The sequence below is a fragment of the uncultured Eudoraea sp. genome, assembly GCF_947490415.1.
Classification (GTDB): Bacteria; Bacteroidota; Bacteroidia; order Flavobacteriales; family Flavobacteriaceae; genus Eudoraea.
This window is the reverse complement of record NZ_CANLGX010000004.1, coordinates 158,207-183,165: the sequence shown is the minus strand read 5'-3', so window position 1 is coordinate 183,165 and position 24,959 is coordinate 158,207. Positions and strand designations below refer to the sequence as shown.

The following is a 24,959-nucleotide window of genomic DNA, read 5'->3' as shown; positions in this document are numbered from 1 at the left end:
TTTATATCGTTTATAACGTATTAAAGATAATTTATTTAGATTTAATAATGGAACTATTTCCCGATAGGAAAAAGCTTATTGAACTCGCTCATTATAAAATGCCTTTTGGCAAGTATAAAGAGCGGTACCTGCTTGATTTGCCTGAGGCTTATTTAATCTGGTTTCAAAGAAATGATTTTCCTAAAGGTAAACTTGGGGAGCATATGAAGGCCATCCTTGAAGTTAAAATAAATGGTATGGAGGGACTCATTAGAAAAATTAGGGAAGATTTTCCGGTGGATACCCGATAATTTCTAGTTGCATTTTGTACCTTTGAACTCCGTAACATAGATGTGCAATATGCCAGATACTAAATATGTTTTCGTTACGGGAGGTGTTACTTCTTCACTTGGTAAGGGGATCATTGCCGCTTCCTTAGCCAAACTTCTGCAAGCCAGGGGCTATAAAACAACAATACAAAAATTAGATCCCTATATCAATGTAGATCCGGGTACCCTGAATCCATATGAACATGGAGAGTGCTATGTTACAGATGATGGTGCGGAAACCGATTTGGATCTTGGCCACTATGAACGATTTTTAAATGTAAAGACTTCGCAGGCCAATAATGTAACTACAGGAAGGATCTACCAGAGTGTAATTGAAAAAGAGCGCCGCGGAGAGTTTTTAGGTAAAACGGTACAGGTAGTTCCACATATTACCAATGAAATTAAGGAACGGATTCAAATACTTGGAAATAGTGGTGAATACGATATTGTAATTACAGAAATCGGTGGTACCGTAGGGGATATTGAATCTCTTCCCTATATTGAAGCTGTGAGGCAATTACTCTGGGAGCTGGGTGATAACAATGGTATTGTGATACATCTTACTTTGGTACCTTACCTTTCTGCTGCAGGAGAATTAAAAACCAAGCCAACACAGCACTCTGTTAAAACCTTGATGGAGAGTGGAATAAAGGCAGATATTCTGGTGTGCAGGACAGAACATGAACTGTCTGATGACATCAAGCAAAAACTGGCATTATTCTGTAATGTTAAAAAAGAGGCCGTCATACAATCTATAGATGCGTCTACAATATATGATGTACCGGTGATGATGCAGGATGAAGGTTTAGATACCGTAGCGCTGCAAAAACTTGGCTTACCGGATAATACGGTTCCGGATCTGGATCAATGGAATGAATTCCTGGACAGGCATAAACACCCTAAGTCTGAAGTGACCATTGGTTTAATTGGAAAATACGTTGAATTACAGGATTCTTACAAATCCATTCTGGAGTCATTTATTCATGCAGGTGCCATAAATGAAGTGAAAGTAAACATAAGGCCTATTCATTCAGAGCATATCACGGCCAAAAACTTTGAAGAAAAAATGAAGGGTCTTCAGGGAATTCTTGTGGCACCCGGTTTTGGAGAGCGTGGCATTGAAGGTAAAATCAAAGCCGTGCGCTATGCACGGGAAAATAATATTCCTTTTTTAGGCATATGTCTGGGTATGCAAATGGCGGTAATTGAATTTGCCAGGAACGTATTAGGTTTAAAAGATGCAAATTCTACTGAAATGGACGGAGGTACAGAGCATCCTGTCATTAGCTTAATGGAAGCTCAAAAATCGGTAACCAATAAGGGAGGGACAATGCGCCTTGGAGCATGGGATTGTGAAATACTGGAAGGTACGCTTGTCCATAAAGTTTACCATGGACAAACTTCTATTTCAGAAAGACACCGGCATCGTTATGAATTTAATAATGATTACAAGCAAGAATTGGAGAAAGCAGGTATGCTGGCTTCGGGAATAAACAAAGAAACTGGATTGGTGGAAATAATAGAATTGCCTTCTCATCCCTGGTTTATAGGCGTACAATATCATCCGGAATACAAAAGTACTGTAGCAAGTCCGCACCCTCTTTTTGTAGGCTTTGTTAAAGCCGTATTGCTGCACAAAAGACAACAAACTAATGCCAGTTTGGCATAAACTCCACAATTGGATATATATTTGCAAACCATTTGGGACTATCCGTTAATAGGCAAAAGCCAAATTCATAACGGATGGGTATTTAAATTAAGTTAAATGGAAGAAAAGAAACTGGACATAAATTCCATCATCGGTTTTATATTGATATTTGGTATTCTCATTTTTTGGTTTTACCAAAATCAACCTACACCGGAGGAATTGGAAGCTCAAAAAACAGAACGGGCTAAAGTAGAGTCTCAGGTTATAGAGGAGGAGCCAACCGTTCCACAGGCTGTTTTGCCGGAAACAAAAATTGATCTGCAAGACTCTGTTGCAATTGCTGATTACAAAAATGCCATAGGTGGTTTTGGATTTACTTCGGCTAAGGAAGGCACTACCGTTCTTGAAAATGAAGTCCTCTTTTTGGAAATAAGCAATAAAGGAGGCCAGATAATTGAGGCCAGGATGAAGAAATTTGTCACCTTCGATTCAATACCTGTTTATTTGGTAAAAGACGGAAATGCCTCTTTTGGGATTAATTTTTCAACCAGGGATAATCGGGTATTAGATTCAAAGGATCTGTTTTTTGAACCATCAATGTCCAAAAACGGGGACAACCAGGTTCTTTCAATGAAAGCAAAGGTTGCATCGGATCAGTATCTGGAATTTCGCTACGAGATGAAACCCGATGAATACCTGCTGGATTATACGGTTCGTTCTCAAGGTTTAAGTGGGGTAATAAATGATGCCCAGCCAATAAATCTAAATTGGAAACAGAGAGGGATAAGACATAATAAAAGCATTCAATATGAGAATAGGTATACCAGACTTACCTATAAACATGAGGAAGGTAAAATAAGCAAACTGTCTGAGAGTGGTGATGATGAAGAAATTGAGAATGGGGTTACCTGGCTTTCCTACAGACAGCATTTTTTTAGTTCTATCCTGGCAACCAAGACTCCTTTTGAGTCAGCAGCCTTAAGTTCGAAGAATTTGGTAGAGGAGGAGAGTAAAGAAGCAAAAACAACCAAGGAATTCGCTACGTTGGCACCTTTGAAAATGGAAGGTGGTGAACTTTCTTATAATATGAATTGGTATTACGGACCAACGGATATTAAAGTACTATCTGAATATAAGGAATTGGGTCTGGCCGATTCTATTCCATACGGCTGGGGAATATTTGGCTGGATTAACAGATATGTGTTTACTCCATTTTATGGATTTTTGAGTTCTTTTTTACCCTTTGGTATTGCTATTGTTGTGATGACTATTCTGGTAAGATTACTGATGTCTCCTGTTACTTATAAGTCCTATTTGTCTCAGGCCAAAATGAAGGTTCTCAAACCTGAAATTACAGAGCTCACAGAAAAATATAAGGATAATGCGATGAAGAAGCAGCAGGAAACCATGAAGCTTTACAATAAGGCTGGGGTGAGTCCTATGAGTGGTTGTGTACCGGCCTTGTTGCAGTTGCCTATTTTCTATGCGCTATTTATGTTTTTCCCTACATCTTTTGCATTGCGACAGAAAGCATTTCTATGGGCTGGTGATTTATCTTCCTATGACACTATAGCGGAGTTGCCTTTTACCATTCCTTTTTATGGAGATCATGTGAGTTTATTTCCGATATTGGCATCAGTAGCTATTTTCTTTTATATGATGATGACCACAGGACAGAATATGCAAACACAACCGGGTATGCCAAATATGAAATTTATCATGTACCTGTCTCCCTTGATGATGCTTTTCTTTTTTAACAATTATGCAAGTGGTTTGAGTTTGTATTATTTTGTTTCAAACCTTATTACCATCTTTATTATGTTAGCCATAAAGAAATTTATTCTGGATGAGGATAAAATACACGCTCAGATACAGGAGAATAAAAAGAAGCCGAAAAAGGAAAATAAGTTTCAGCGTAAAATGAGGGAGATGATGGATCAGGCAGAGCAACAGAAAAAGAATAAATAACTTAAACTTGTTATAAAAGAAAAAAGCCCTGACACTTGTGTCGGGGCTTCTAGCTTTAAGTAGGTTTAGTTTGATAAGATTTGGGATTTCAAAGATGCACTATAGTTATACTAAAAAAAAAGAATAGTTGTAAAGGGTCATTTTTTGTATGCTAACAGTTTCAAACTTGATGTCTCCAATTTCTAAGCAGAATCCTTGACTTTTTTCCTACAAAAAAACTCCCTTGAAGTTCAAGGGAGTTCCAGCTATCAAATAATTGAATTAGTCTACTAAATCCAATACTGTAATTAGTTTGTAGTATCAGGAAGAAGTACTGAATCAAGTACATGGATTACTCCGTTTCCGGCCTGGACATCCGTAGCAATGATTCCCGCTTCATTTCCGGAACCATCTGTTACAATAACAGGGTTTCCTATAACAGTTACGGTTATGTCATCACCTTCAAGGGTAGTGGCAACATTATCACCATCATTCAAAGCAGAGGATGCGAGGTTTGCCTCACTCACTACGTGATGCAATAATACTTGTGTCAATGCAACTTCTCCCGGAAGGTCACCTAAATCAGTAAAAGCATCATTTGTAGGTGCAAAAACTGTAAAATCAGGATTAATCCCATCGGCATTACTGCCTTCTGTTCTTGATAAAATACTAACAAAATCAGTTCCCGGTGTTAGCGTGGTTAATGCCTCCACTAAAGTAGAGAAATTAGGATCTGCGGCTGCAAAAGTTACTACCGTAGGAATATCAATAACAGTATCAACTGCATGTATAATTCCGTTTGTCCCCACTACGTCCGCAGCAGTTACTGCAGAAATTCCATTAAAAACTACTCCATCAGAGGTGTTATAATATAAACTTAAGGCATTTGTTCCTGGTCCTGTTGCACTGGTATTTGTATAACCGGCACCACCGGCGACTAAGTCAGAGGAGGTAACTACGCCATCAAGCACATGGTTCAGTAATATCTGAGAAAGTACAGCGGTATTCACACCACCTAAATCTGCACCGTCAAGGAAAGTGCTGAATGCTGCATTGTCTGGCGCTAAAACAGTAAAAGGTCCATCTTGACTTAAAACATCAATCAGATCTCCGTCTGCAGCACCTAAGGCTACAGCTAAACTATTGAAATCCGCATTCGCTGCTGCATGAGCAAGTATTGAAGGGATAGGAATAACTGCATCTACAATATGTATTGTTCCGTTAGAGGCGTCAATATCGGCGCCACCATCTGTTACTGCTGCAACATTATTAAAACGTACTCCATTGGAAGTGTTAAAATATATGCTGATAAAATTCCCTCCTGCACCTGAAGCATTCGTACTGGCGTAACCAGCTCCTGCTGCAGCTAAATCACTTGAAGTAATATCAGCTGAAATAACATGATTTAATAAAATTTCCGACAAAACATCTGTCGGGACGTCATCCAGGGAACCAAAACCATTAGAAGCCAGGAAAGCAGTAAAAGCTGCATTTGTAGGGGCTAAAACAGTAAATGGGCCATCTGTGCCAAGCAAATCTACTAAATTCCCGTCTGCTGCCTGTAGTGCAGAAACAAGAATACTAAGTTCGGGAGTTTGTAAAGCGATTTCGACAATATTTAGTTCCGGATCAGTTATCACTGGGCCACCATTATCGTCATCAGAACATGAAAACGATATAACAAATACAAGACTTGCCAGTATCGCTTTAAAAAAATTTGGACTTGATTTCATTTTTAAGATTTTAAATTTATTAATTATTAATGTTTAACAAAACTAGAATAAAAGTTAAACAAAAAAATATATTTATAAAATGTTTAACATTCGAAAAATTGAAGCTTATAGAAGTTAAATATGATTCTATAAAGTTATTTTGATTAAATCAAAATATAGATTCGGAAGCAGCTAAATGGTTGCTTTTGTTTAATAAAAAAAATTAATAAATTAACAAAAAAGTGTAATGATCTTAATTCCTGAGCACAAAAAAACTGCCGCAAATACGGCAGTTAGAAGCTTTAAATTTTTGTTAGACTACAAATCTAATTGGTTGTATCCGGGATCATTACTTCTGTAATAAGATGAATAACACCATTCGCAGCTTGTAAATCGGCTACCGCTAATACGATTTCCGAATTACCGGAACCATCAGTAATTGTAATTAGACCAAGTGATAATGAAAATGTAATGTCGTCACCTTCCAGGGTAGTAACAGTTGATTCATCGGTAATAGCCTCAGAGCGAAGATTGCCATTGCTTACATGATGCTGGAGCACAGCGGTTAACAAATCCTCATCAATATCGCTTACTGTATTCCAGTTGTCGTTAGTAGCCAGCAAAGCGTCGAAGGCTATTTCCGCGGGTGCAAATACCGTAAATGGTCCAGTGCCGGAAAGAAGAGCGGCGAAATCTGTACCCGGTGTTGCCGTCGTTAGAGCAGTAGTTAATTGTTGAAAATTTATATCGTTGGTTATAAAAGTCATCACCGTTGGAAAATCTATTACGGTGTCAACGGTATGAATAACACCATTGGAAGCAAGCACATCCGCGTCAATTACTTTAGAAGCGCCGTTAAATTCTATTGCAGCACCGGTGGCGTTGAAATATAGAGAGAGCTTTGTGCCAGTGGTTGGACCGTCTGCCAGGGTCTCTGCATAGTTCCGGGAAAGAGTTACAAAATTAGCCGCATTTATTTGTGAACCTATTACATGATTAAGTAGTACTTGTTCCAGAACATCAACAGGAACATCATTGATACTTGGAAAATTTCCGGTAGCTAAAAATAGGTCGAACGCAGCATTTGTAGGTGCCAGAACCGTAAAAGGACCGGGGCCTTCAAGGGTAGTAACCAAACCTGTAATTTCCAGTGCCTCAACCAAAGTGGATAAATTTGGATTGGCAATTGCTAATTCAACAATGTTTTCTCCTGATTGGGAACCGCCATCGTCGTCATTATTACAAGACAGGACGGCCAGGGCCAAAAAGGATAAAATCAGGAAATGTTTCATAATTGGGTTCTTTCTCATAATTCGGTTTTTTTATTTGTGCTATAAAAATGCAATATTTTTTGGACACATTTTTTTTGTCTAATTAACTTTAGGATAATTTTAATATTCCGGCAAAATTAATTTTTTGAATTTAACTTTTGCTGGTTTTCTAATTATTTAAGGTTCATTGCATTTTGACAATAAGCAAAACCCTTGCCCTTATACTTGTTATTGCAACGCTCTCGATTCCCGCATTGGTGTTTAGTCTATTCGTATTAGCCCGAATAATAATCAAATTTTGTAATTTTGCAGCTCTTTAGCAAGTATGAAAAAAGTAGTTGTAGGACTTTCGGGCGGGGTAGACTCTAGTGTAGCGGCTTATCTGTTGCAAGAACAGGGATACGAGGTTATAGGCCTTTTTATGAAAAACTGGCATGACGATTCTGTGACTATTTCCAAAGAATGTCCCTGGCTGGAAGACAGCAATGATGCCTTGATAGTCGCTGAGAAGTTGGGAATCCCTTTTCAAACAGTAGATTTGAGCAAAGAGTACAAGGAGCGAATTGTAGATTATATGTTTAGGGAGTATGAAAAAGGAAGAACGCCTAATCCTGATGTGTTATGTAATCGGGAAATTAAGTTTGATGTTTTTCTAAAGATTGCGATGCAATTGGGTGCAGATTACGTGGCGACAGGACATTATTGCAGAAAAGGGGAAATTTCGAATGCTGATGGATCTATCACCTACAGGCTATTATCCGGGATAGATGACAACAAAGATCAATCCTATTTTTTGTGCCAGTTATCACAGGACCAATTGTCCAAAACACTTTTCCCAATTGGGGAGTTGACAAAACCTCAGGTAAGAAAGATAGCCTTTGACAATGAGTTAATTACCGCCGATAAAAAGGATTCCCAGGGACTTTGCTTTATTGGTAAAGTGAGATTACCCGATTTTTTACAGCAAAAATTAAAACCAAAAACAGGCCCCATAGTGGAAGTGCCCCATGATGTGGCCCAATACCTGCGATCAGTCCCTGTCTTTAAAAATAAATTTGAGGAATTGGCCTTTTATGCCCAAAAACCGGTTTACGAAATTTCCGATGGAAAAGTAGTAGGCCAGCATCAGGGTGCTCATTACTTTACCAAAGGACAGCGAAAAGGACTTGATGTAGGGGGTACCCCTGAACCCTTATTTGTTATAGAAACTGATGTTTCCGAAAATATCATTTTTACGGGACAAGGAAAAACCCACCCCGGATTGTTCAGACGAACATTATTTATCACCAATGAAGAACTCCATTGGATAAGACCCGACCTGAGTCTTAGAGTAGATAATTCTTTGGAAGTTTGGGCCAGGATAAGATATAGGCAACCACTCCAAAAAGCAAAATTATACAAGGTTGATGCCGGTCTTTATGTTGATTTTGAAGAGAAGCAGTCGGCCATAACTGAGGGACAGTTTGCAGCCTGGTATATTGAAAACGAGCTTGTGGGTTCCGGAGTAATTTCTTAATTTCTCTGCAGAACAATCAGTATTTTAATAGCTGTATTTTAACGCTGGTGATTTGATTAAAAATATATGCAAAATAAAATAACCTCACTTTTCGGAATTGAGTATCCAATTATCCAGGCGGGAATGATTTGGGCAAGCGGCTGGCGGCTTGCCTCCGCAGTATCCAATGCAGGAGGACTTGGCCTTATTGGTGCAGGTAGTATGTACCCCGAAGTTCTTAGGGAACATATACAAAAGTGCCAGCAGGCAACGGAAAAACCTTTTGGAGTTAACGTACCTATGCTCTATCCGGACATAGATAAGTTAATGGAAATTATAGTAGAATTGAAGGTGAAGATCGTATTTACTTCAGCTGGTAATCCCAGGACATGGACCAGTTATTTAAAAGAAAATGGTGTTACCGTGGTTCATGTAGTAAGCAGTGTCAAATTTGCTTTAAAAGCGCAGGAAGCAGGAGTTGACGCTGTAGTTGCTGAAGGTTTCGAGGCGGGGGGACACAATGGAAGGGATGAAACTACTACCCTGACTCTAATCCCTGCCGTTCATGAAAAAATTAATATTCCCCTTATCGCTGCGGGCGGGATAGCCACAGGTAGTGCAATGCTCGCGGTTATGATTTTGGGGGCAGATGGTGTACAGGTAGGAAGCAGATTTGTGGCAAGTGAGGAGGCATCTTCCCACCAGTTGTTTAAGGAGAAAGTTGTAGAGGCCGGAGAAGGAGATACCCACTTGACACTTAAAGAACTGGCACCTGTAAGACTTCTTAAAAATAAATTTTACAATGATGTTCAGGCGGCCTATGAGCAGGGTTATGGAGTAGAGGAGTTAAAAGATTTGCTGGGTAGGGCCAGGGCTAAACGAGGCATGTTTGAAGGTGATATGGAAGAAGGAGAGTTGGAAATTGGTCAGGTTTCTGCGCTTATCCATGACATTAAACCTGCAGCCGAAATTATTGCTGATATGATACAGGAATTTAGAGAAGCCCAAGATAAATTGCCCCATTTATAACCATTATGTATTTCAACTTGGTAAGGAGTAAAATATCTTAATCTACTATCTGGAGCATGTATAGTAACTGTTAAGACTTCAATGTTACTTTTAAAACGTAGCTATCGGCAGTAATATACAAAGTAGTCTTTTCTTTATTAAAAGCACAGTTTGAAGTGGCTTGCCCTGTTTTTATTTTTCCCAATACCTTTCCTTCGGGTGAGAATATAAAAACCCCTCCGGGCCCTGTAGCAAATAAGTTCCCGTCATTATCAACTTTTAAGCCATCCGGCAGGCCTTTTTCTTTTGGGACCAGCTCGGTTACATCATAAAAGAGTTTACCATTGCGGATAGAACCGTCCTCCAAAACATCAAATACTTTCCAAACAGCAAGTTCCGGATCAGAATTCGCCACATAAAGTTTCTTTTCATCCGGAGAAAAGGCAATGCCATTGGGTCTTGTAAATTCGGTGGTTAAAAGGGTTAATTCTCCTTCCTGACTGAGCCTGTAAACCCCCTGATAGTCCAGTTCTTTGTTTGGATCATCCATTCGTTGCGGCAGGCCATAAGGAGGATCTGTAAAATAAAGATCACCGTCACTTTTGTACACCGCGTCATTTGGGCTATTGAATCTTTTACCTTTAAAAGCACTTGCCAGTGTTTTATAATTGGCTGTTGGTTCCATAACCGGACTTTGCATTAGTGCAAGCTGCCTATCTCCATGTTGGCATAGTACCAACTTGCCTTCGTTATTTAGCAGTAAACCGTTAGCCCCTGGTTCTGATCCTTCAAAATTTTCACCCATAAACCCTGAAGGTTGTAGATACAATTTTGCTTCTTCCCCTTCCTTCCAGCTATAAACTGCATTTCTGGGTATGTCTGTGTATAATAACATTTCCTGATCTGGTAACCATAACGGGCCTTCAGTCCAGTCATGCCCTTGTGCAATAACTTCAATTTTGGATTCTTTAGGGACTATTGACCAAAGACTTTCGTCATAGGCTTCAATCTCACCCTGTTCAAATATTGTGACAGCCTTTGGTTCTTCCTGTCCTGTAACAGAGGGCTCTTTTTTTTCGGTTTTACATTGTGACAGCATTAGAACCACTATTGTAAAACAGCTTAGGTAAGCTATTTTTTTCATTTTATCTAAATTGATTCTCAAACCAGTTATAATTAATTAAACGCTATTTGTCTCCCCCGGGATTTTAAGCAAGTTACCAAAAATACCGGCCACTATTGTAAGGTTCTGATGTCTTTAATCAAACGCTGAATTTCTTCATCTTTAGTGCCGTCATAGATACCTCGTATCTGTTTTTCTTTGTCCACCAGCACGAAGTTGGGCGTATGAATAAAATCCTGCAGACCGCCATCACCCTCATCAACCACAGCAAAATAACTTTTACGGGCAAGTTCATAAATATGTTTTTTGTTACCGGTGGTAATATTCCATTTAGTATCTAGGGCACCATTTTTAGAAGCATAATTATATAAAACAGAAACACTATCTATCTCCGGAGTCACTGAAATGGACAGTAACTTTATGTCGTTATTACTAATAAATTCCTGCTGTAACACTTCCATATTATTAGTCATTACAGGACAAATACTAGGGCATCGGGTAAAAAAGAAATCCGTTACATAGATTGTGTTTTTGTAATCTTCCTGTGTAATTGTATCGCCATTCTGATTAATCAATTCAAATGGTGCAACCTTATGATTTCGCTCAATCTTATGCAAACTTTGGTCTACCAATGCAGGATTTAAATCTGAAGGGTTATAAATCCCCGGTTGTTCTTCCTGCAACCAATAGGAAAAAAAAATTAATAAGGATGTAAGTACAAGAAATACAATTATCCCCTGCCTTAAATGCGGATTTTTAAAAAATTCAGTCTGCAATGATTCGGTATTATTAACTTAATCTGCTAAATGTAACTCATTGACTTCTTCTTCCACTATTTTCAGAGTACGGAAGTGTCTATTTCAATATCAGCATTCTCCCATGCTTTGTCATATTCGGCTTTAATTAGTGTTGCCTCATCCATTTTGCCCTGGGCTAACAGACTTTTATATAAACCCATAAGCGACCATCCGTTTTGCCTTAATACTTCCAGGTCTTCTTTGTAAATAATTTCAGCCTCATTGTATTTTTTGGCTTTTAGTAATACTGCGCCCAGGTTTTGGCGTGTGGGTACATGCCATGCCGCAGGCTCGGTATAGACCAGTTTGTCTTCCAGGGATACTGCATTTTGTAAATGTTCAATTGCTTTTGGTAGATTGCCATTTAGTGATGCCAATTCTCCGGCAACTACCTCATATGCTATACGCGCAATCGAGGCGGAGTTATTATTGGCTGTAGCTACGAGGTTTTCCAGTTCCGGATCCTCCTTAAGGGACGCAAGAGCATCCAGCTCTTCTTGGGCTTCTTTCGCATTGTTTTTTCGGACAAAGGCTATGCCACGGGCATAGTGCCTCATAAGATTTACATGCTTAATCTCCGGATTTGGAGCCGGGATAGTCAATATCTCATTCCATTTACCAAAACGAACATAGGCCAGCATTGGCGTAGATGCAAAATCCTGCAAAAAGGGAAGTGTTATTAATTCCCCTGTGGGTACTTTTTCAGCCGTTTTTTTGGCAGCATCAATAGCTATATCGCTGGCGCCTAATAAACTTGCCGCAGACCATAGGAAATGGATATTATGCGGATAATATCCAAGGGGATAAAGGCCCTGGGAATAACATTGTGAAATATAATCCTCATCCGCCAAAATAGCGGCCTGATTAATTTTTACGGCATCAAGATAACGGCCAACTCTTATATAGATATGAGAGGGCATATGAACAATATGGCCGGCAGCAGGCATAAGAGAAGCCAATTTATCTGCGCTAGGCACCGCAAGATCCGGTGTTGGGAGTTCAACCATATGAATATAATAGTGATGCGCCCCGGGATTATCCGGATTAATTTCCATGGCTTTTTCCAATGCGGCCTTTGCCTCGGCAATATTAGGGGAGGGGTTCCCATCTTTATCCCAATAATTCCACGGTACCGTATTCATGACAGACGCTGCATAGAGTGTTTGAATATTCGAATCCTCAGGAAATTCCTTTACTACTTCGGTCATGGCATTCATATAAGCCATATTCAATTCTGCTACATCCTTGGTAAGGTCAGTACTGTATCTGGATGTAAGTGCATTAATTAATGCCTGTTCTTTCGGACTGGCAGTGGCAGCCAGTTTTTTGGCTTTTGCCATTGCTTCATTATATTTCTCCTTACGCTCGTCTGGCGGCAATTGATCATTTATGTTAGGCCCCAATGCATAGGCTTGCCCCCAATAAGTCATGGCAGAATTCGGATCCAGTCTGGATGCTTCCATAAAAGAGCGGTGTGCTTCTGCATGATTAAAAGCATAGGTAAGTCTTAAACCCTGATTAAAGAAAGTTTGCGCCATTTCTTTGGATGTGGTTATGGGAAAACTAAGATTCCCAAGGTTTTCGAATAAGGGTGATATCTGTTGTGTGGTGTCCACATCGCTTAATAAATATTTAGCAACTGTACATTTGATAGAGTAGAAAGAAGCTTTTTGTGAATGATCCAGTTTTTTTTCACCCATCTGACCAGGTAAAAAATAAACGAGGGCAAGTAACCCAATTGCGACAATGATAAGGCCGGATTTTGTTTTCATGATTGTTGTTATTTATTTGAGTTGAGTTTTACTTATTTTTATGAATACCTACGATCAAAATAGCATCAGGATTCATAACCATTCAAGAATTTTTTAGCTTCTTCCAGTTCGGTACGATCACTGTTTGATGAGGAAATCTCCAGTAATTTTTCAAAATAGAAGGCCGTTTTTTCATTATTCCCACTTTCTTTGGCTGCTACTGCAGCTCCATATAACGCATTAAATCTGTTGGGATGCGTTTTTAGATCTAATTCGTAGGCCTCGAGTGCTCCCTCAGAATTGCCCAAGGTAAGAAGCATATCACCAAATAACTCAACAGCGGGTAAAACCTCACCCGGTGTAACAGGATGTTTGGCAGTATTAGCTTCCATCTCCACTACTTTTTGCATTAATGACAAGGCCTGTTTGTTTTGTCCTTCGGCCATGTATAGCCAGGCCTGGACAGTATTAATTTGAATTTCTACCTGGTTGGCCTTATAGTCATCACCAAGTGCTACTAACTCCTGACGATTTGATTTCAAGGTTTTCAATTCATTTTTGGCAGAAAAAGTGTCGCCCAGATGAACAGCTCCAAGGGCCTTAGAAAAATTCATAATAGATCTTTCCCATGGAAATTTATCCCAGGGAACAATATCGATTAGTGGTAATTGAAGTTCTGCCGCCGCGGCCCAATCTCTATTTTCAAGTGCAATTCTTGAGGGTATTGCTGCGGTGGTATATGCTATTTTGAAATTAGCCGGAAACACCTTTTCAAAACCTTGAAGATATGTGAATTGTTCTTGGGCTTTATCGTTATCTCCTTTTTGCAAATAGGCATAAACTAAATAACCCATGCCGTGAACTTCTTCATCCCAATGGGCATTTTCATCTATCGAAGATGCATAACATACTGCGGAAGAAGTAGAGTTTAGGTTAGAATCAATTGATTCCTCCCATAAACCCAATCGCGTAAAGATATGTGAAGGCATATGTTGGGCATGAGCTGAAGCCGGTGCAATTTCCGCATACCTTCTGGCCGTTGGCAATGCCATTTCTGCAAGTACAGGATTGTCGTAATTGTGAATAATATAATGCGCAATCCCGGGATGATCTGGCTGATCTGGAAATAAGGCTTCCAGTATAGCACCTGCCTTTCTTTCATTAGTATAATTTTTATCAGTTATGTCTGCAGCGGCCTTTAATGCCAGTGCATAAAAAATTGCTGCCTCTTTATCATCGGGATAGGCCTTAAAGATTTGTTCCATTTCAGATTCAAAGCGTTTTATTCTGATACTGTGATCTAAGGTTTCCCAATCAGTATAAAAGGCATTTATGGCATCCAGATATTCTCCGGAGCGCTCAGATTTTGGAATTGTCGCTGCTATTTTAAGAATTTTAGAGCCTTTTTGGAGTTCTTCCCTACTAGGAGGAGACCACAAGGGGTGGAAATTACTCATTGCTACGCCCCAATAGGCCATGGCGCATTCCGGATCCTTATCAATTATATTTACAAAGGCCTTTTCTGCTTCAACATATTCAAAGGAATGCAATAAAGAAACCGCAAGATCAAAGTCGGCACGAGTTTCATAATCACAGGCGAGGGAAAAACTCACCTCTCCAAACTGTCCGCTGCCACATAGGGCAAGGTCTCCTCTGAAAAGGCCTATTGATGCCAATTCAGGATTAGGTCTCGGATTCTTTTTGCAATTCGTGAAGCTAAGTACACATAAAATCAATATACCTAGATACAGAATGTCTTGAGTTTTCATTATAAAACAAGTTTAATACGCAGGAAGCATATGTATATGTGTAAGCGAAAGGATGGGCCGTAAAACGCTATGCAACTTCCTTTAAAGATAGTAAATTCTATGTTTGTTGAAATAGTCTAAAAATAAAACTGTATAGTTTGTTGCTATTTACGCTTAGATTGGGCATTAAAAAGTATGGATGCCCATTTGTCTAAGCCACTTTTAATTTTAGTTATCTACTTAAAGTCTTTTAATTCGATCCAATTTATATGACTACCTATTAATGTTTGTGGCTTTCACTATAATGTTCTTTCAGAAGATCCCTCCCAAAATCATTCGTAAGATCCCTTACTGCCGTATGCACATGATTGGCATTATTTTGTGTATTGTCATATTCTATTAAAATCACGGGGCTTTGTATTCTGTAGTAATGGCCCTTTCCTGGCACTAAACTGCCTGCCCATGCAAATGAGAGCTTATCCATCCCTGAGGCATTTATCTTGTCTAAAAGAGATTTAGAAAATCCGGATTCATAATTGTTCAAATAAACCAGGAGTAATTTTTCAAAAGCTTTTTTCTGGTCCTGATTTAAATCTGAATAAGAAATACCCCATGGATCAAGATTGGTCACTTCCTGTTTATTAGTGGTGATAATTTCCCTGGGTGCTTCTTCAGAAAAGAGCGCTTTAGCTAACTGTTCTTTTGAAAGGGAATTTACCAATGCAAAACCCAATTCACTCTCCAATTTTAAAACCTCCCTGCCTTTTAGGTTACCTTCGAGAACTATGGCCGGGTTGGATCCAAGAAACGATGGAGTAGAGGCCACAATCTTACCCTTTGAGCCAACAAAATTAAAGGAAATATGATGCCCTTCAAATCGCCAACCCCAAAACTGCTCGGTTGCGGGGTCATTAAATACGCAAAAGTGATAATTGAGTGGATCACGACGCGAGCCATCTGCCATTTGGAATTTACCGCTTTCAATCTCCCGCAAAACATTTTCCAGTTCTATGATCTCTTTTGTTTTTCGAAACCCCTCTGCACTCAGGGAAGCTCTGAGCAGCGCCATAGCGGCCTCTTTTTGTTCATCATTGAAGTCATGAAAAGTAGGGCCTTTTCGTACTATAGGGACAAAATTAAAATTCAACCGTTCTTCGTCATCCAGAGCAAAAACTGTTTTTGACTTTAATTCCGGATCAAGCGTGTTTAAAAATTTTGTTGCCAGTAAATTGAGTTCTTGTGAGGATACGCTGGCACAAAAGAGGCTGCATCCAAGCAGTAAAAAAAATGATTTAAATTTCATTAGTTTCTTATTTTATTAGAGTAGTTCCCATGTTGACTGTATTTGGTAATCTTCCCGGTTTCATCCCGTTCAAAAACTATCATCTCTCCGGGCTCTTCGTCTTTTCTTATTTTTTGAAAACTATCTCCCTCCACATACTTAAGGAAAGTCATGGATTTGGCAGGTGATTGGGAGGGAAGCCTTAACATAACCAGCTTTCCTTCCCAGCTTGAAATATAACTTTCACTTCCCCATGGTTGGTTGCTGTAATAACCGGTATATTCTTTCATATCCTTTTTTGAAGTTGTAATTACTTTACCATTTTTAGATTCTTCTTTCACCTTATTGAGAATAGCATGCATTTCCATGGCATATTTATGGGGGTTTGTGCCATTAGCATTAATCATGACAGCATAAGCCATTTTAGATTTTGGATTTAACTGTATACCAGATCTATAGCCCGGGCAACTTCCACCATGGGAAACCCATTTTGTGTCGTCACTGCCTTTAGAAACTGCAAAACCTAACCCCCAGGTAGTTTTCCAATCCGGATCAGTCCAGTGTACCTGTTGCATATATTTTAAGGTTGATGGTTTTATTATTTCTGTAATTGTTGAATCGAGTAAGCGAAATTGCCAGGAGGCAAATTTACCCAAGTCCAATACATTGGATGAGAATCCTGCAGCGGCGGTGATTCCATTTGCCTGGAACAGCTTTACCTTTTTACGCTGTCCCTCCCTGTTTAAAGATGAATAGCCTATAGCCAATTGACTGCCATATAAATTTTCAGGGAGTTGTGTTCTTGTATCATTAAGCTGAAGGGGTTTTATGATATGCTCTTCAACGTATTCAGTATAAGATACCCCTGCCACCTGTTCCACAATTTCTCCCAACAGGGTAAGACCCAGATTGCTATATTGAAAATAGGTCGATGCCGGGTATAAAGTTTCCTGATTGCCTAATTCCTTTTTTATTGCCTCCTTCGAGGGAAATGGAAAATCAGGGCCTGTCCAATAGGGAAAATTAGCCTCTCTTGGTAAACCAGAGGAATGGGTCAATAAATTACGTACTGTAATAGGGCCGCTTTCTGAATATTTCTGATCAAGATTATACCAGGGCAAAAGATCACTCACTTTATCGTCCAAACGCAGCTTACCTTCATCATATAACTTCATAATGGCAGTTGCGGTAAATAATTTTGAAATAGAACAGATACTGCAAATGGTAGTTGTTTCGGTATTGACATCTGCTTCAATATTTGCTTTGCCAAATGCACCGGACCAAATAATTTCCTGATCCTTGATTATTGCCGCAGAAATGCCCGGGAGTTTTTCGTAATCTTTTTGAGCATCTAACCAGACCTCAATAATTTTAAAGGCCTCGGAATAGTCCTTTTTACTCTCTTGAGCACTGGTGTTGAGGTAAAAAAAACAGATTAAGAGAAAAAGTTTAAATTTTATACGATTCATTGGTGATTAAGTTGGTTTATAGGAATTAGTAATGTTACAATATAATTATTGATATAAATAAGTTCACTTTTTGCGAAAAGTGCTAAGGCATGTTATTTTATCTGTCCCAGGTTGCAGCATCATCAATAAAAAAGCCCTGCATAAGGTAATAATTAAATTCGAAATTCCACGGTGGATTCGAAAACTAAAGGAACAAATATAAATTGCGAATATCCCCTGATTATTTTCCTTTTAAATTGGATAAAAATTCAACCAAATCCCTAAGTTCCCTTTTGGATAATAGCGTTCCCATTGGTGGCATTGCCGAAGGCATGTTTTCTCTTTTCTTTATTCTTGAAACCGCTATTTCCATAGGTTCTGCATCAGAGGTCTTAAGAATTATTTCCTCCTTGTTTTCCGCTGCAAGTATTCCCGATACCACCTGGCCATCTTTAAGGGTCAGCACCACAGATCCATAGCCGGGAGCCAAACGGGCTCCGGGTTCAATAAGGGATTGTAAGATTTCTTCCCTGCTTAGTATATTCGCTATATTGTCCAGAGGCGGGCCTACCTGACCGCCGGCTCCATCAATTGCATGGCATCTTACGCACTGTGCCGCTGAATTATTTTTAAAAACATTAGCCCCGGGCCAACTACGACCTCCATATAGGGCTTCCCTATAAGAATCCATAGAATACCCACCATTTTTGAGTTTTCCTAAACTTGCAATCAGTTCTTCGGAATGGGTAGATTCCACAGCCTCAATAAGATCCAGGATAACTCCGGGATTAAGTTGTTTGTTCCCTGCTTTTTGAATCAGATCCTCTATTGCATCCTGACTTTGATCAAGAGGCATTTCTGCCAAAGCATTTATCATTCCTTGCTGTTCCCTGATAGATCCATTTTTAAAAATTGGATATATAACTCCGGGTAATTCATTTTTGGAAATATTTAACTCAGGGATCATACTCACAGCTGCGGCGCGAACATTTTCATCATTGTCGCGCATCCCGGTTTTTACAATTGAGGCAATTGCCTCGTCATGTAATTCTCCTAAAGCTTCTATCATGGCAACTCTTACTTCCGGTCTTCTATCTCTGCTTAGAATAGCTTTTAGTTGAGAATTATAGGTTGATATTCCAAGGGTTCCCAGAATTTTAGAAGTGCCGATAAGAATATTAGGATCCTTATCCTCCAGGAAAACCGGAATATCTCCCTGAATTTTTTGTTTTACAAAATTTGAATCCCGACTAATTTCTCCTCTGTATCGTCCATCTACCCTGTCTAAAACGGAAGGGGATGCCCAGGTGCCTATGGCCGCCAAGGCCTCTCCCCGAAGATCACCGGAAACATCTGTTCTTTTTGCAAATGAAATAAGCATATCTAATTCTTCTTCACCACCAACTCTTAAAGCGGCATTAATGCTTCTGCGAAGCAACGGTTCTGATGTAAATCTTTCTTCCTCCAAAAGACCTGCCAGTGCAGGCATGGCTTCAAGTATTGACCAATCGTCATTGATGGCTCTGGCTGCTTCCGCTACAATGTATTCATCATCGTCTTTTAAAAATACCGCTACATCTTCATTTTGAAGTCTTCTTAAGACCAATACTGCAGCAATCCGCAGACTTCTTTCCGGGTTCTCGGATAATGCAACCATAGGTTCAACTTCACCAATACGGCTCAATGCCAGGACTGCGGCATGACGCAAGTATACATCCTCATCATTATTAACGGCCAGAAAATTAATTAAAGGCTGAACTGCCTTCTTGTATTCTATTCTTCCTAAAGCCTGTGCTGCAAAGAAACGCACCCTTTCGTTTTCATGTTCCAGTAAAGAAATGAGTTTGTCTCCGGCCTCCTTATATTTAACATCTCCGATAACTTTTGCCGCCTGAGCTATAATTTCGGGATCTTCATCATTCAATAAATCCATTAAAGGTTGGGCTTTCTTAATATTATCTGAAGCAATCTGACCAATTCCCCAAATTGCGTGTATACGTGCGAATTGGTTTTTATCTTCCAATATCACCTTTTTTAAGGACCTGTATCCCCAAAAAGTGCGGTCTGCAAGCTCAAATTGAGCCTTTTTTCTTATGCGCATATCCGGATACGCCAGTAGTTTAACAAGATCATCGGCAGACTGATCTTCATATTTTAAGACCATAAGCCTTTGGGTCTCCAGTCTTTCTGCATTTAAATCGTTTTTTGAATCTTCAACATCCAATTTCCAGATGCGTCCATAATTTTTTGTCCCCCAACCATTAATCCAATCAGCCAGGTATAGTGCACCATCAGGCCCGAATTGTAAACCGGTTGGTAAGACACCACTTAAGACATCTGTCTCCTTATCCAGATCAAAGGAAGCCCCTTTTGGCTTTAAAGTAAAGGACCAAATATGTGAAAGTGCCGGATCTCCCACAAATTCAACCAGAAAGAATTGATTCAGCCAGTCCTTCCCAAGGGCGGTCCCCGGGTTATAAACCATCCCTGTAGGACCATTATGGTAATTCGCAATAGGAGGAATTATATAGGCTGCCTGTCCTTCCCAGCGGGGGAGGTATAGCTTTTCATCCATCCACACTTTATAGCTATTGTTCTTAGGATCAGTATATTTACCGTATTGCCAGTTTGCACGCCATCCGGCATCCGAACCTTCGACAATATGCACAAGTCGTTCACTTTCTCCCCTGTGGTCCCCATCATTATCTGAAGAAATTAAATTGCCGTACGCATCAAAAACAAATTCGTGTGTATTTCTAAGGCCTCTTGCAAAAACTTCAAAGTTGGTACCGTCAGGATTACATCGGACAATTACTCCTTGATTTGGATAATGCAGTGTATCACCTTCTACTGTGGTGATACTGGCTCCAATGTCACCAATTCCCCAATAAATTTTACCATCGGGGCCTTCTATTGCCCCGGACATTCCGTGAGCTCCAAATCCAATATGTACTGCGAAACCATGTGCAATTGAAGTTCTGGTATCCATGACACCATCACCATTTGAATCCTCTACGCGCCACATATCGGGTCCTATACCAACAAAAATATCATCGTCCCGCACTAATAAGGCGCCTGCAACATCTGTAATTTCTTCATTAAAATCTTCCAAAATACGTCTGGAAACATCGGCAACACCATCCTTGTCGGTGTCTTCCAGTTTCCATATTTCATCTTTTTCAACGGTGAGATCCTTCCAGTCGTGTATGCTGTCGTTATTTAGATCAGGAAACCATTCGTTCTCTTTGCTGAGCTCAGGAGCGAATGTTTTACGCAAAAAAGCACGCCTGTCTTCTACTGTTTGCAGACTAATGGAGGCCGTCATCCAATCCTGATGCCCCCTGATATCAAATTCAGAATTTTTTTGCCTGTTGGTTCTCGTTAGATATACATTGCCTTCATCATCTATGTCAATGGCAATGGGATCCGGAGCCAATGAATCTGATGCCCATAAGTCCAATTTTAGTCCATCTGCCAATTTTGGCGAAATATACTCCTGACTTACATCAACCAAGGTCGCTGCAGATAAAGAATCCAACTTGTACGTTAAGGGAGTTTCCTTTGGTATTTTTGACTTTTGACTACATGAATGTGCCAATAAGCCTATTGTTATTAATGCGATAATAAATGAGAGGTATCTGCTTGAAATCATTTTTATTTAATTAACGAGACTAATTTAAAATAGGACTATTTATTTTTGGTAATGGAATAAATAGATTTAATATGATTATTTAAATTATTCAGGGTTTTTGCTAGTTTTTTGATTTGTTCCTGAGCTTCCGGCCATTCTTTTTGCTCTATAGCTTCCCTAACACCAGGTAAGGTTTTAACTCCATAACCGGTATAGAAGCCTGGTGCATAAATCTGATGTTTGTACCATGGTCTTCTGGGTAATCCGGAGGCATCGGTTAAGGCAAGTTCGGAATGCATGAGTTGCTTATTTATTGCCTCAAGTTCGCTATCAGAAAGTAAATTTATATCTATTGAATTGAACAAAACAACTGTTGCTCTGAGGCTAATCATACTATTTAGAATAGGCGTAAAATCCAGATAAGGTATATGCTCTTTTTTCTTAGGTTCAATAAAGGGTTTAACCGGATCTGAGGCCAGATAAAAAGCATTTTCATCGATCAGCTTGTTATGTTTTTCCACAGCTTCTCTCATGGTTTCGCAAGACTTCATTACTTCCTCAAGATAGGTTGATACTGTCTCACGTAAGGGGTCGAATGCGAAGGGCAAAAAATCGGCATTTGCGAGTCGCAATACAATTCTGCCTGCTGTCTTTGCCAGGGCTGCCCCGTAGGCAAATTCAGGATCCTTAAAACGTTTATAATGGGTATAAGTATCATAGATAGTATGATATTCTCCACCGGCATTTTCGCCGCCAAATCCTAAATTTAGCGAAGCAATTCCCGCATGTTGAATAAATGGAGTGTAATCAGATCCTGAGCCCAGGGCATAAAGTTCAAATTTATCATCTCCACCATTTATCATGTCCTTTGCAATTTTTCTTTCTTTAATAGAAACACCTTTCTGAGGATCTTTAACGACTTCGGCTACTTCACTTACCAGGGTCTGCAGGGTATGGGAACCCCCAGCGTTGAAAAAACCTCTGCCGTTCCCGTCGGTATTAATGTATGCAACGGCTTTCTTCTGCAGTTCTTCTTTATGATGTTCCACCCATTCCGTTGAGCCAATCAGTCCTGGTTCCTCGGCATCCCATGCGCAGTATACCAAAGTCCTTTTTGGGCGTTGTCCTTTTTTAGCTAATTCACTAATTGCTCTCGCTTCCTCCATTAAAGCCACCATACCACTCACGGGATCGGCAGCACCATGCACCCAAGCATCATGATGGTTACCACGCAAAACCCATTCATTTGGAAATTCGGAACCTGAAAGGGTGGCTATGACATTGTAAGCCGGTTTTAATTGCCAGTCAAATTCAAGTTTTAAATGAACTTTTGCAGGCCCTGGCCCTATATGATAGGTAATTGGTAACCCTCCCCGCCATGAAGCAGGAGCGACCAAACCTCCAAGTGCTTCGAGCAATGGTTCAGCATCTTCATAGGAAATAGGTAATACAGGTATTTTTGTTATCGTAGGAGCATTTTTTCTGTCCAATCTATCAGCTTCAACTGTGGCTCCATAACCGGGTGTAAGAACATCTCCGGGATAAAGAGGCATATCCATTACAGATCCTCGTTGCACTCCGGTCTTATTTTTAAATGCCCCTTTTGGATAAACATCTCCCTGAACATAACCGTCATCCTCAGGATCTGAATAAATGATACAGCCTATAGCTCCCTTTTCAGCGGCTAATTTCGGTTTAATTCCGCGCCAGGATCCGTAATATTTAGCGATAACTATTTTTCCTTTTACGTCTATTCCCAGTTTATCCAGCTCTTCGTAGTCTGCCGGTATTCCATAGTTCACAAAAACGAGTTCTGCCTCAACATCACCGTCCGTAGAGAATGCATTATAGCTGGGTAATAACTCATCTCCCTGCTCAGTATATGCATCACTAGGAACGGGTACTGCAGTTAATTTAGCCTTATAGGCATTGGGTTCTGTTAATTCGAGAATTCTAACTTTAGGATAAGGAAAGAGAACCTGGTAGGTTTCTATTTTTGCATCATAGCCCCAGGATTTGAATTGCTTCAACATCCATTCTGCATTTTCTTTTCCATATTCACTACCTACATAATGGGGCCGGGCAGCCATTTTTTTCATCCAGGAATCCAAATTACCTGTGGATATTTTGGCATCAAATGAGGCTTCCAGATCTAATTGTTTTTTTAAATTTTCAGGTTTAAATCCTTTAATATTCTGGGCATTCAGGGCCACAACAAAAAAGATTAAAAGGAGCACGAGGTATTGTTTATTCATATTGGTTTTTATTATAAAATATTTTAAGTTGTATCGGCTGGCTATTCCAATTCTATTTTGTCAAGATATAATTTAAAATCTTCATTTTTTTTGTTGCCAATCAAAATCGAAAATTGCTCCATATATTCCCCGGGGTAATTGGGAAGATCTAGCACATTTCCACGAAATGATGGGATCATATTTGAAAACAGAATTTCCAAAGTCTGCCATTCTCCATTAGTTTTAATATACGCGATATATGAATAATAATCTGAAGCCCTGGTTTTAACCCTTATCTGATATTGTTTGCCATCGCCTTTAAGACGTAAAGTGATTTTCTTATAACTGCTTACTGATTTTGATTCGAAATTGTAACGAACGGAAGAGAAACCGCCATTATTTTCGAGAGATACATGCCCAGTAAAAAAGCCATCTCCTTTATCATTAACTGAGAAGTTCCCTTTTGACAGACCTCCCATTACACCATCATTCACCACACTCCAGTTTTGAATATTACTTTCTTTAGTGAAATCAAATAGAACAAAAGGTTTAGACATTATTATTATGAAAATTATTAGAAATAAAAATTTCATGAATACAAGACTTCAGGTTTTCTTCTTAATTGTTGTTATAAGAAGAATTTTACTTAACAATAGCTTTTTTAATCCTAATAGCTCATTTTTAGCTATAACGGATTGTTTTTAGATACTAAGAGATCATTTTCTAAAAGTAATGATAAAAATAAACTCAATTTTTTTAAAAAATAACTCTATTTTATCATTTTTTACTTCTAAATAAGCAGAAAGGGAGTCCTCTAAACAATCAGAAGATTCAGTTAAGCCTTCTTACGATAAAAAACTCCGCAATAAGAATATTTGGGACCCAACACAACCAGGCAATAATCTTATAAGCCGGAATAAAGTCCATCTGCATTAACCCAGTGAATAAAGGGAGGTAAAGGCGAAGTGTAACAGCGGCAAAACAGAGAGCGTAACTACGGATCATCCAGCGCTGATGAGCATCAATATTCATTTTTTTAATACTGGTGTAGGCATTTGAGGTGGCATAAAGCCAAAGTAAGGCTAATCCCGCAAATCCAAGAGCGGGAATTATCCCTCCTGTAGCAAAAAACGCAATACTCAATCCCGCAATCCCGCTTAGTAAGACAGCTCCAACATAAATTTTCCCTAAAACCCTATGCAACGCCGGTCTTTTTCTTCTAAGCTTTTTGTAAAATTGAGAAAACCCCGTTAGCAGGGCGAGTCCGCCTAAAAAAATATGGGTATAAAAAGCAGTGAGATAGATAGAACTATTAAGCAGCGTCTCGGATTTTGATCCCAAAAGACTTTCTTCATAAGGCAATCCAATAAATCGTAACGGATATAACCCAATGAAAATGGCAAATAATCCAAGAAAGAAATATCCTGTGTTCAGGCGCCATTTTTTTAAATCCATATTAAAAACTTAATTTAAGATATATTAGTTCGATTTCCTGGTCACAGTCCAACCATTTAAGTTCAAGTAATCTTACGATAATATTGTCATATTTACAAAAA

Annotated in this window: 17 protein-coding genes; 5 read left to right on the top strand and 12 right to left on the bottom strand. The window is 39.3% G+C overall.

The window, feature by feature from the left end:
• Positions 1 to 47: 47 nt before the first annotated feature.
• The 3 genes from Q0874_RS12025 (at position 48) to yidC (ending at position 3,924) form a co-directional block, all read left to right on the top strand.
• Entirely contained in the window at positions 48 to 290 is a 243-nt protein-coding gene (locus Q0874_RS12025) for a DUF3820 family protein (RefSeq protein ID WP_299163508.1), read from the top strand.
• Between the two features lie 49 nt (positions 291 to 339).
• The gene (locus Q0874_RS12020; protein WP_299163506.1) at positions 340 to 1,977 is read left to right on the top strand and encodes a CTP synthase; all 1,638 of its coding nucleotides are present in this window, start codon (positions 340 to 342) and stop codon (positions 1,975 to 1,977) included.
• Positions 1,978 to 2,073: 96 nt separating this feature from the next.
• The gene (gene yidC / locus Q0874_RS12015) at positions 2,074 to 3,924 is read left to right on the top strand and encodes a membrane protein insertase YidC (RefSeq protein ID WP_299163504.1); all 1,851 of its coding nucleotides are present in this window, start codon (positions 2,074 to 2,076) and stop codon (positions 3,922 to 3,924) included.
• Positions 3,925 to 4,211: 287 nt separating this feature from the next.
• Here the strand turns inward: yidC and Q0874_RS12010 are convergent, their stop codons facing one another.
• Positions 4,212 to 5,636 carry a fasciclin domain-containing protein gene (locus tag Q0874_RS12010; protein WP_299163502.1) on the bottom strand — a complete coding sequence of 475 codons (1,425 nt, stop codon included), beginning with the start codon at positions 5,634 to 5,636 and terminating at the stop codon, positions 4,212 to 4,214.
• A 305-nt stretch (positions 5,637 to 5,941) separates the two neighbouring features.
• Complete coding sequence (locus Q0874_RS12005; RefSeq protein ID WP_299163500.1) at positions 5,942 to 6,925, bottom strand: fasciclin domain-containing protein; 984 nt, start codon at positions 6,923 to 6,925, stop codon at positions 5,942 to 5,944.
• A gap of 286 nt (positions 6,926 to 7,211) precedes the next feature.
• On the opposite strand from Q0874_RS12005, the gene mnmA reads away from it, so the two are divergent.
• Positions 7,212 to 8,402, top strand: coding sequence for a tRNA 2-thiouridine(34) synthase MnmA (gene mnmA, locus Q0874_RS12000; protein ID WP_299163499.1), 1,191 nt, complete (start codon positions 7,212 to 7,214; stop codon positions 8,400 to 8,402).
• A 66-nt stretch (positions 8,403 to 8,468) separates the two neighbouring features.
• A complete protein-coding gene (locus Q0874_RS11995) occupies positions 8,469 to 9,410 on the top strand; it encodes a nitronate monooxygenase (protein ID WP_299163498.1) in 942 nt (313 codons plus the stop codon).
• Positions 9,411 to 9,480: 70 nt separating this feature from the next.
• Here Q0874_RS11995 and Q0874_RS11990 read toward each other — a convergent pair whose 3' ends face one another.
• The 10 genes from Q0874_RS11990 to Q0874_RS11945 all read right to left on the bottom strand — a co-directional run bounded on the left by Q0874_RS11990 (position 9,481) and on the right by Q0874_RS11945 (position 24,858).
• Positions 9,481 to 10,533, bottom strand: a complete 1,053-nt coding sequence (locus Q0874_RS11990; RefSeq protein ID WP_299163496.1) for an SMP-30/gluconolactonase/LRE family protein — start codon at positions 10,531 to 10,533, stop codon at positions 9,481 to 9,483.
• Positions 10,534 to 10,625: 92 nt separating this feature from the next.
• A complete protein-coding gene (locus Q0874_RS11985; RefSeq protein WP_299163495.1) occupies positions 10,626 to 11,288 on the bottom strand; it encodes an SCO family protein in 663 nt (220 codons plus the stop codon).
• A 62-nt stretch (positions 11,289 to 11,350) separates the two neighbouring features.
• A complete protein-coding gene (locus Q0874_RS11980; RefSeq protein WP_299163493.1) occupies positions 11,351 to 13,081 on the bottom strand; it encodes a hypothetical protein in 1,731 nt (576 codons plus the stop codon).
• 65 nt (positions 13,082 to 13,146) lie between these two features.
• Positions 13,147 to 14,829 carry a hypothetical protein gene (locus Q0874_RS11975; protein WP_299163492.1) on the bottom strand — a complete coding sequence of 561 codons (1,683 nt, stop codon included), beginning with the start codon at positions 14,827 to 14,829 and terminating at the stop codon, positions 13,147 to 13,149.
• Positions 14,830 to 15,088: 259 nt separating this feature from the next.
• The gene (locus tag Q0874_RS11970; RefSeq protein ID WP_299163491.1) at positions 15,089 to 16,111 is read right to left on the bottom strand and encodes a DUF3500 domain-containing protein; all 1,023 of its coding nucleotides are present in this window, start codon (positions 16,109 to 16,111) and stop codon (positions 15,089 to 15,091) included.
• Entirely contained in the window at positions 16,111 to 17,559 is a 1,449-nt protein-coding gene (locus tag Q0874_RS11965; protein ID WP_299163490.1) for a serine hydrolase, read from the bottom strand. Before Q0874_RS11965 ends, Q0874_RS11970 begins: the two co-directional genes overlap by 1 nt.
• Positions 17,560 to 17,779: 220 nt before the next feature.
• Positions 17,780 to 21,190: a HEAT repeat domain-containing protein gene (locus tag Q0874_RS11960; protein ID WP_299163489.1), complete on the bottom strand. Its 3,411-nt coding sequence runs from the start codon at positions 21,188 to 21,190 to the stop codon at positions 17,780 to 17,782.
• Between the two features lie 35 nt (positions 21,191 to 21,225).
• Complete coding sequence (locus Q0874_RS11955; protein ID WP_299163487.1) at positions 21,226 to 23,424, bottom strand: M28 family metallopeptidase; 2,199 nt, start codon at positions 23,422 to 23,424, stop codon at positions 21,226 to 21,228.
• A 41-nt stretch (positions 23,425 to 23,465) separates the two neighbouring features.
• Entirely contained in the window at positions 23,466 to 23,960 is a 495-nt protein-coding gene (locus Q0874_RS11950) for a CIA30 family protein (protein ID WP_299163485.1), read from the bottom strand.
• A gap of 274 nt (positions 23,961 to 24,234) precedes the next feature.
• Positions 24,235 to 24,858 carry a DUF2306 domain-containing protein gene (locus Q0874_RS11945; RefSeq protein WP_299163484.1) on the bottom strand — a complete coding sequence of 208 codons (624 nt, stop codon included), beginning with the start codon at positions 24,856 to 24,858 and terminating at the stop codon, positions 24,235 to 24,237.
• Between the last annotated feature and the right edge of the window lie 101 nt (positions 24,859 to 24,959).

Bases quoted from the DNA above. Each gene is read 5' to 3' on its own strand.
- Q0874_RS11980 (WP_299163493.1), bottom strand. From the start codon at position 13,081: ATGAAAACAAAATCCGGCCTTATCATTGTCGCAATTGGGTTACTTGCC.
- mnmA (WP_299163499.1), top strand. From the start codon at position 7,212: ATGAAAAAAGTAGTTGTAGGACTTTCGGGCGGGGTAGACTCTAGTGTA.
- Q0874_RS11990 (WP_299163496.1), bottom strand. From the start codon at position 10,533: ATGAAAAAAATAGCTTACCTAAGCTGTTTTACAATAGTGGTTCTAATG.
- Q0874_RS11975 (WP_299163492.1), bottom strand. From the start codon at position 14,829: ATGAAAACTCAAGACATTCTGTATCTAGGTATATTGATTTTATGTGTA.
- Q0874_RS12005 (WP_299163500.1), bottom strand. From the start codon at position 6,925: ATGAGAAAGAACCCAATTATGAAACATTTCCTGATTTTATCCTTTTTG.
- Q0874_RS12020 (WP_299163506.1), top strand. From the start codon at position 340: ATGCCAGATACTAAATATGTTTTCGTTACGGGAGGTGTTACTTCTTCA.
- Q0874_RS11950 (WP_299163485.1), bottom strand. From the start codon at position 23,960: ATGTCTAAACCTTTTGTTCTATTTGATTTCACTAAAGAAAGTAATATT.
- Q0874_RS12010 (WP_299163502.1), bottom strand. From the start codon at position 5,636: ATGAAATCAAGTCCAAATTTTTTTAAAGCGATACTGGCAAGTCTTGTA.
- Q0874_RS11965 (WP_299163490.1), bottom strand. From the start codon at position 17,559: ATGAATCGTATAAAATTTAAACTTTTTCTCTTAATCTGTTTTTTTTAC.
- Q0874_RS11955 (WP_299163487.1), bottom strand. From the start codon at position 23,424: ATGAATAAACAATACCTCGTGCTCCTTTTAATCTTTTTTGTTGTGGCC.
- Q0874_RS11945 (WP_299163484.1), bottom strand. From the start codon at position 24,858: ATGGATTTAAAAAAATGGCGCCTGAACACAGGATATTTCTTTCTTGGA.
- Q0874_RS12025 (WP_299163508.1), top strand. From the start codon at position 48: ATGGAACTATTTCCCGATAGGAAAAAGCTTATTGAACTCGCTCATTAT.
- Q0874_RS11960 (WP_299163489.1), bottom strand. From the start codon at position 21,190: ATGATTTCAAGCAGATACCTCTCATTTATTATCGCATTAATAACAATA.
- Q0874_RS11970 (WP_299163491.1), bottom strand. From the start codon at position 16,111: ATGAAATTTAAATCATTTTTTTTACTGCTTGGATGCAGCCTCTTTTGT.
- Q0874_RS11995 (WP_299163498.1), top strand. From the start codon at position 8,469: ATGCAAAATAAAATAACCTCACTTTTCGGAATTGAGTATCCAATTATC.
- yidC (WP_299163504.1), top strand. From the start codon at position 2,074: ATGGAAGAAAAGAAACTGGACATAAATTCCATCATCGGTTTTATATTG.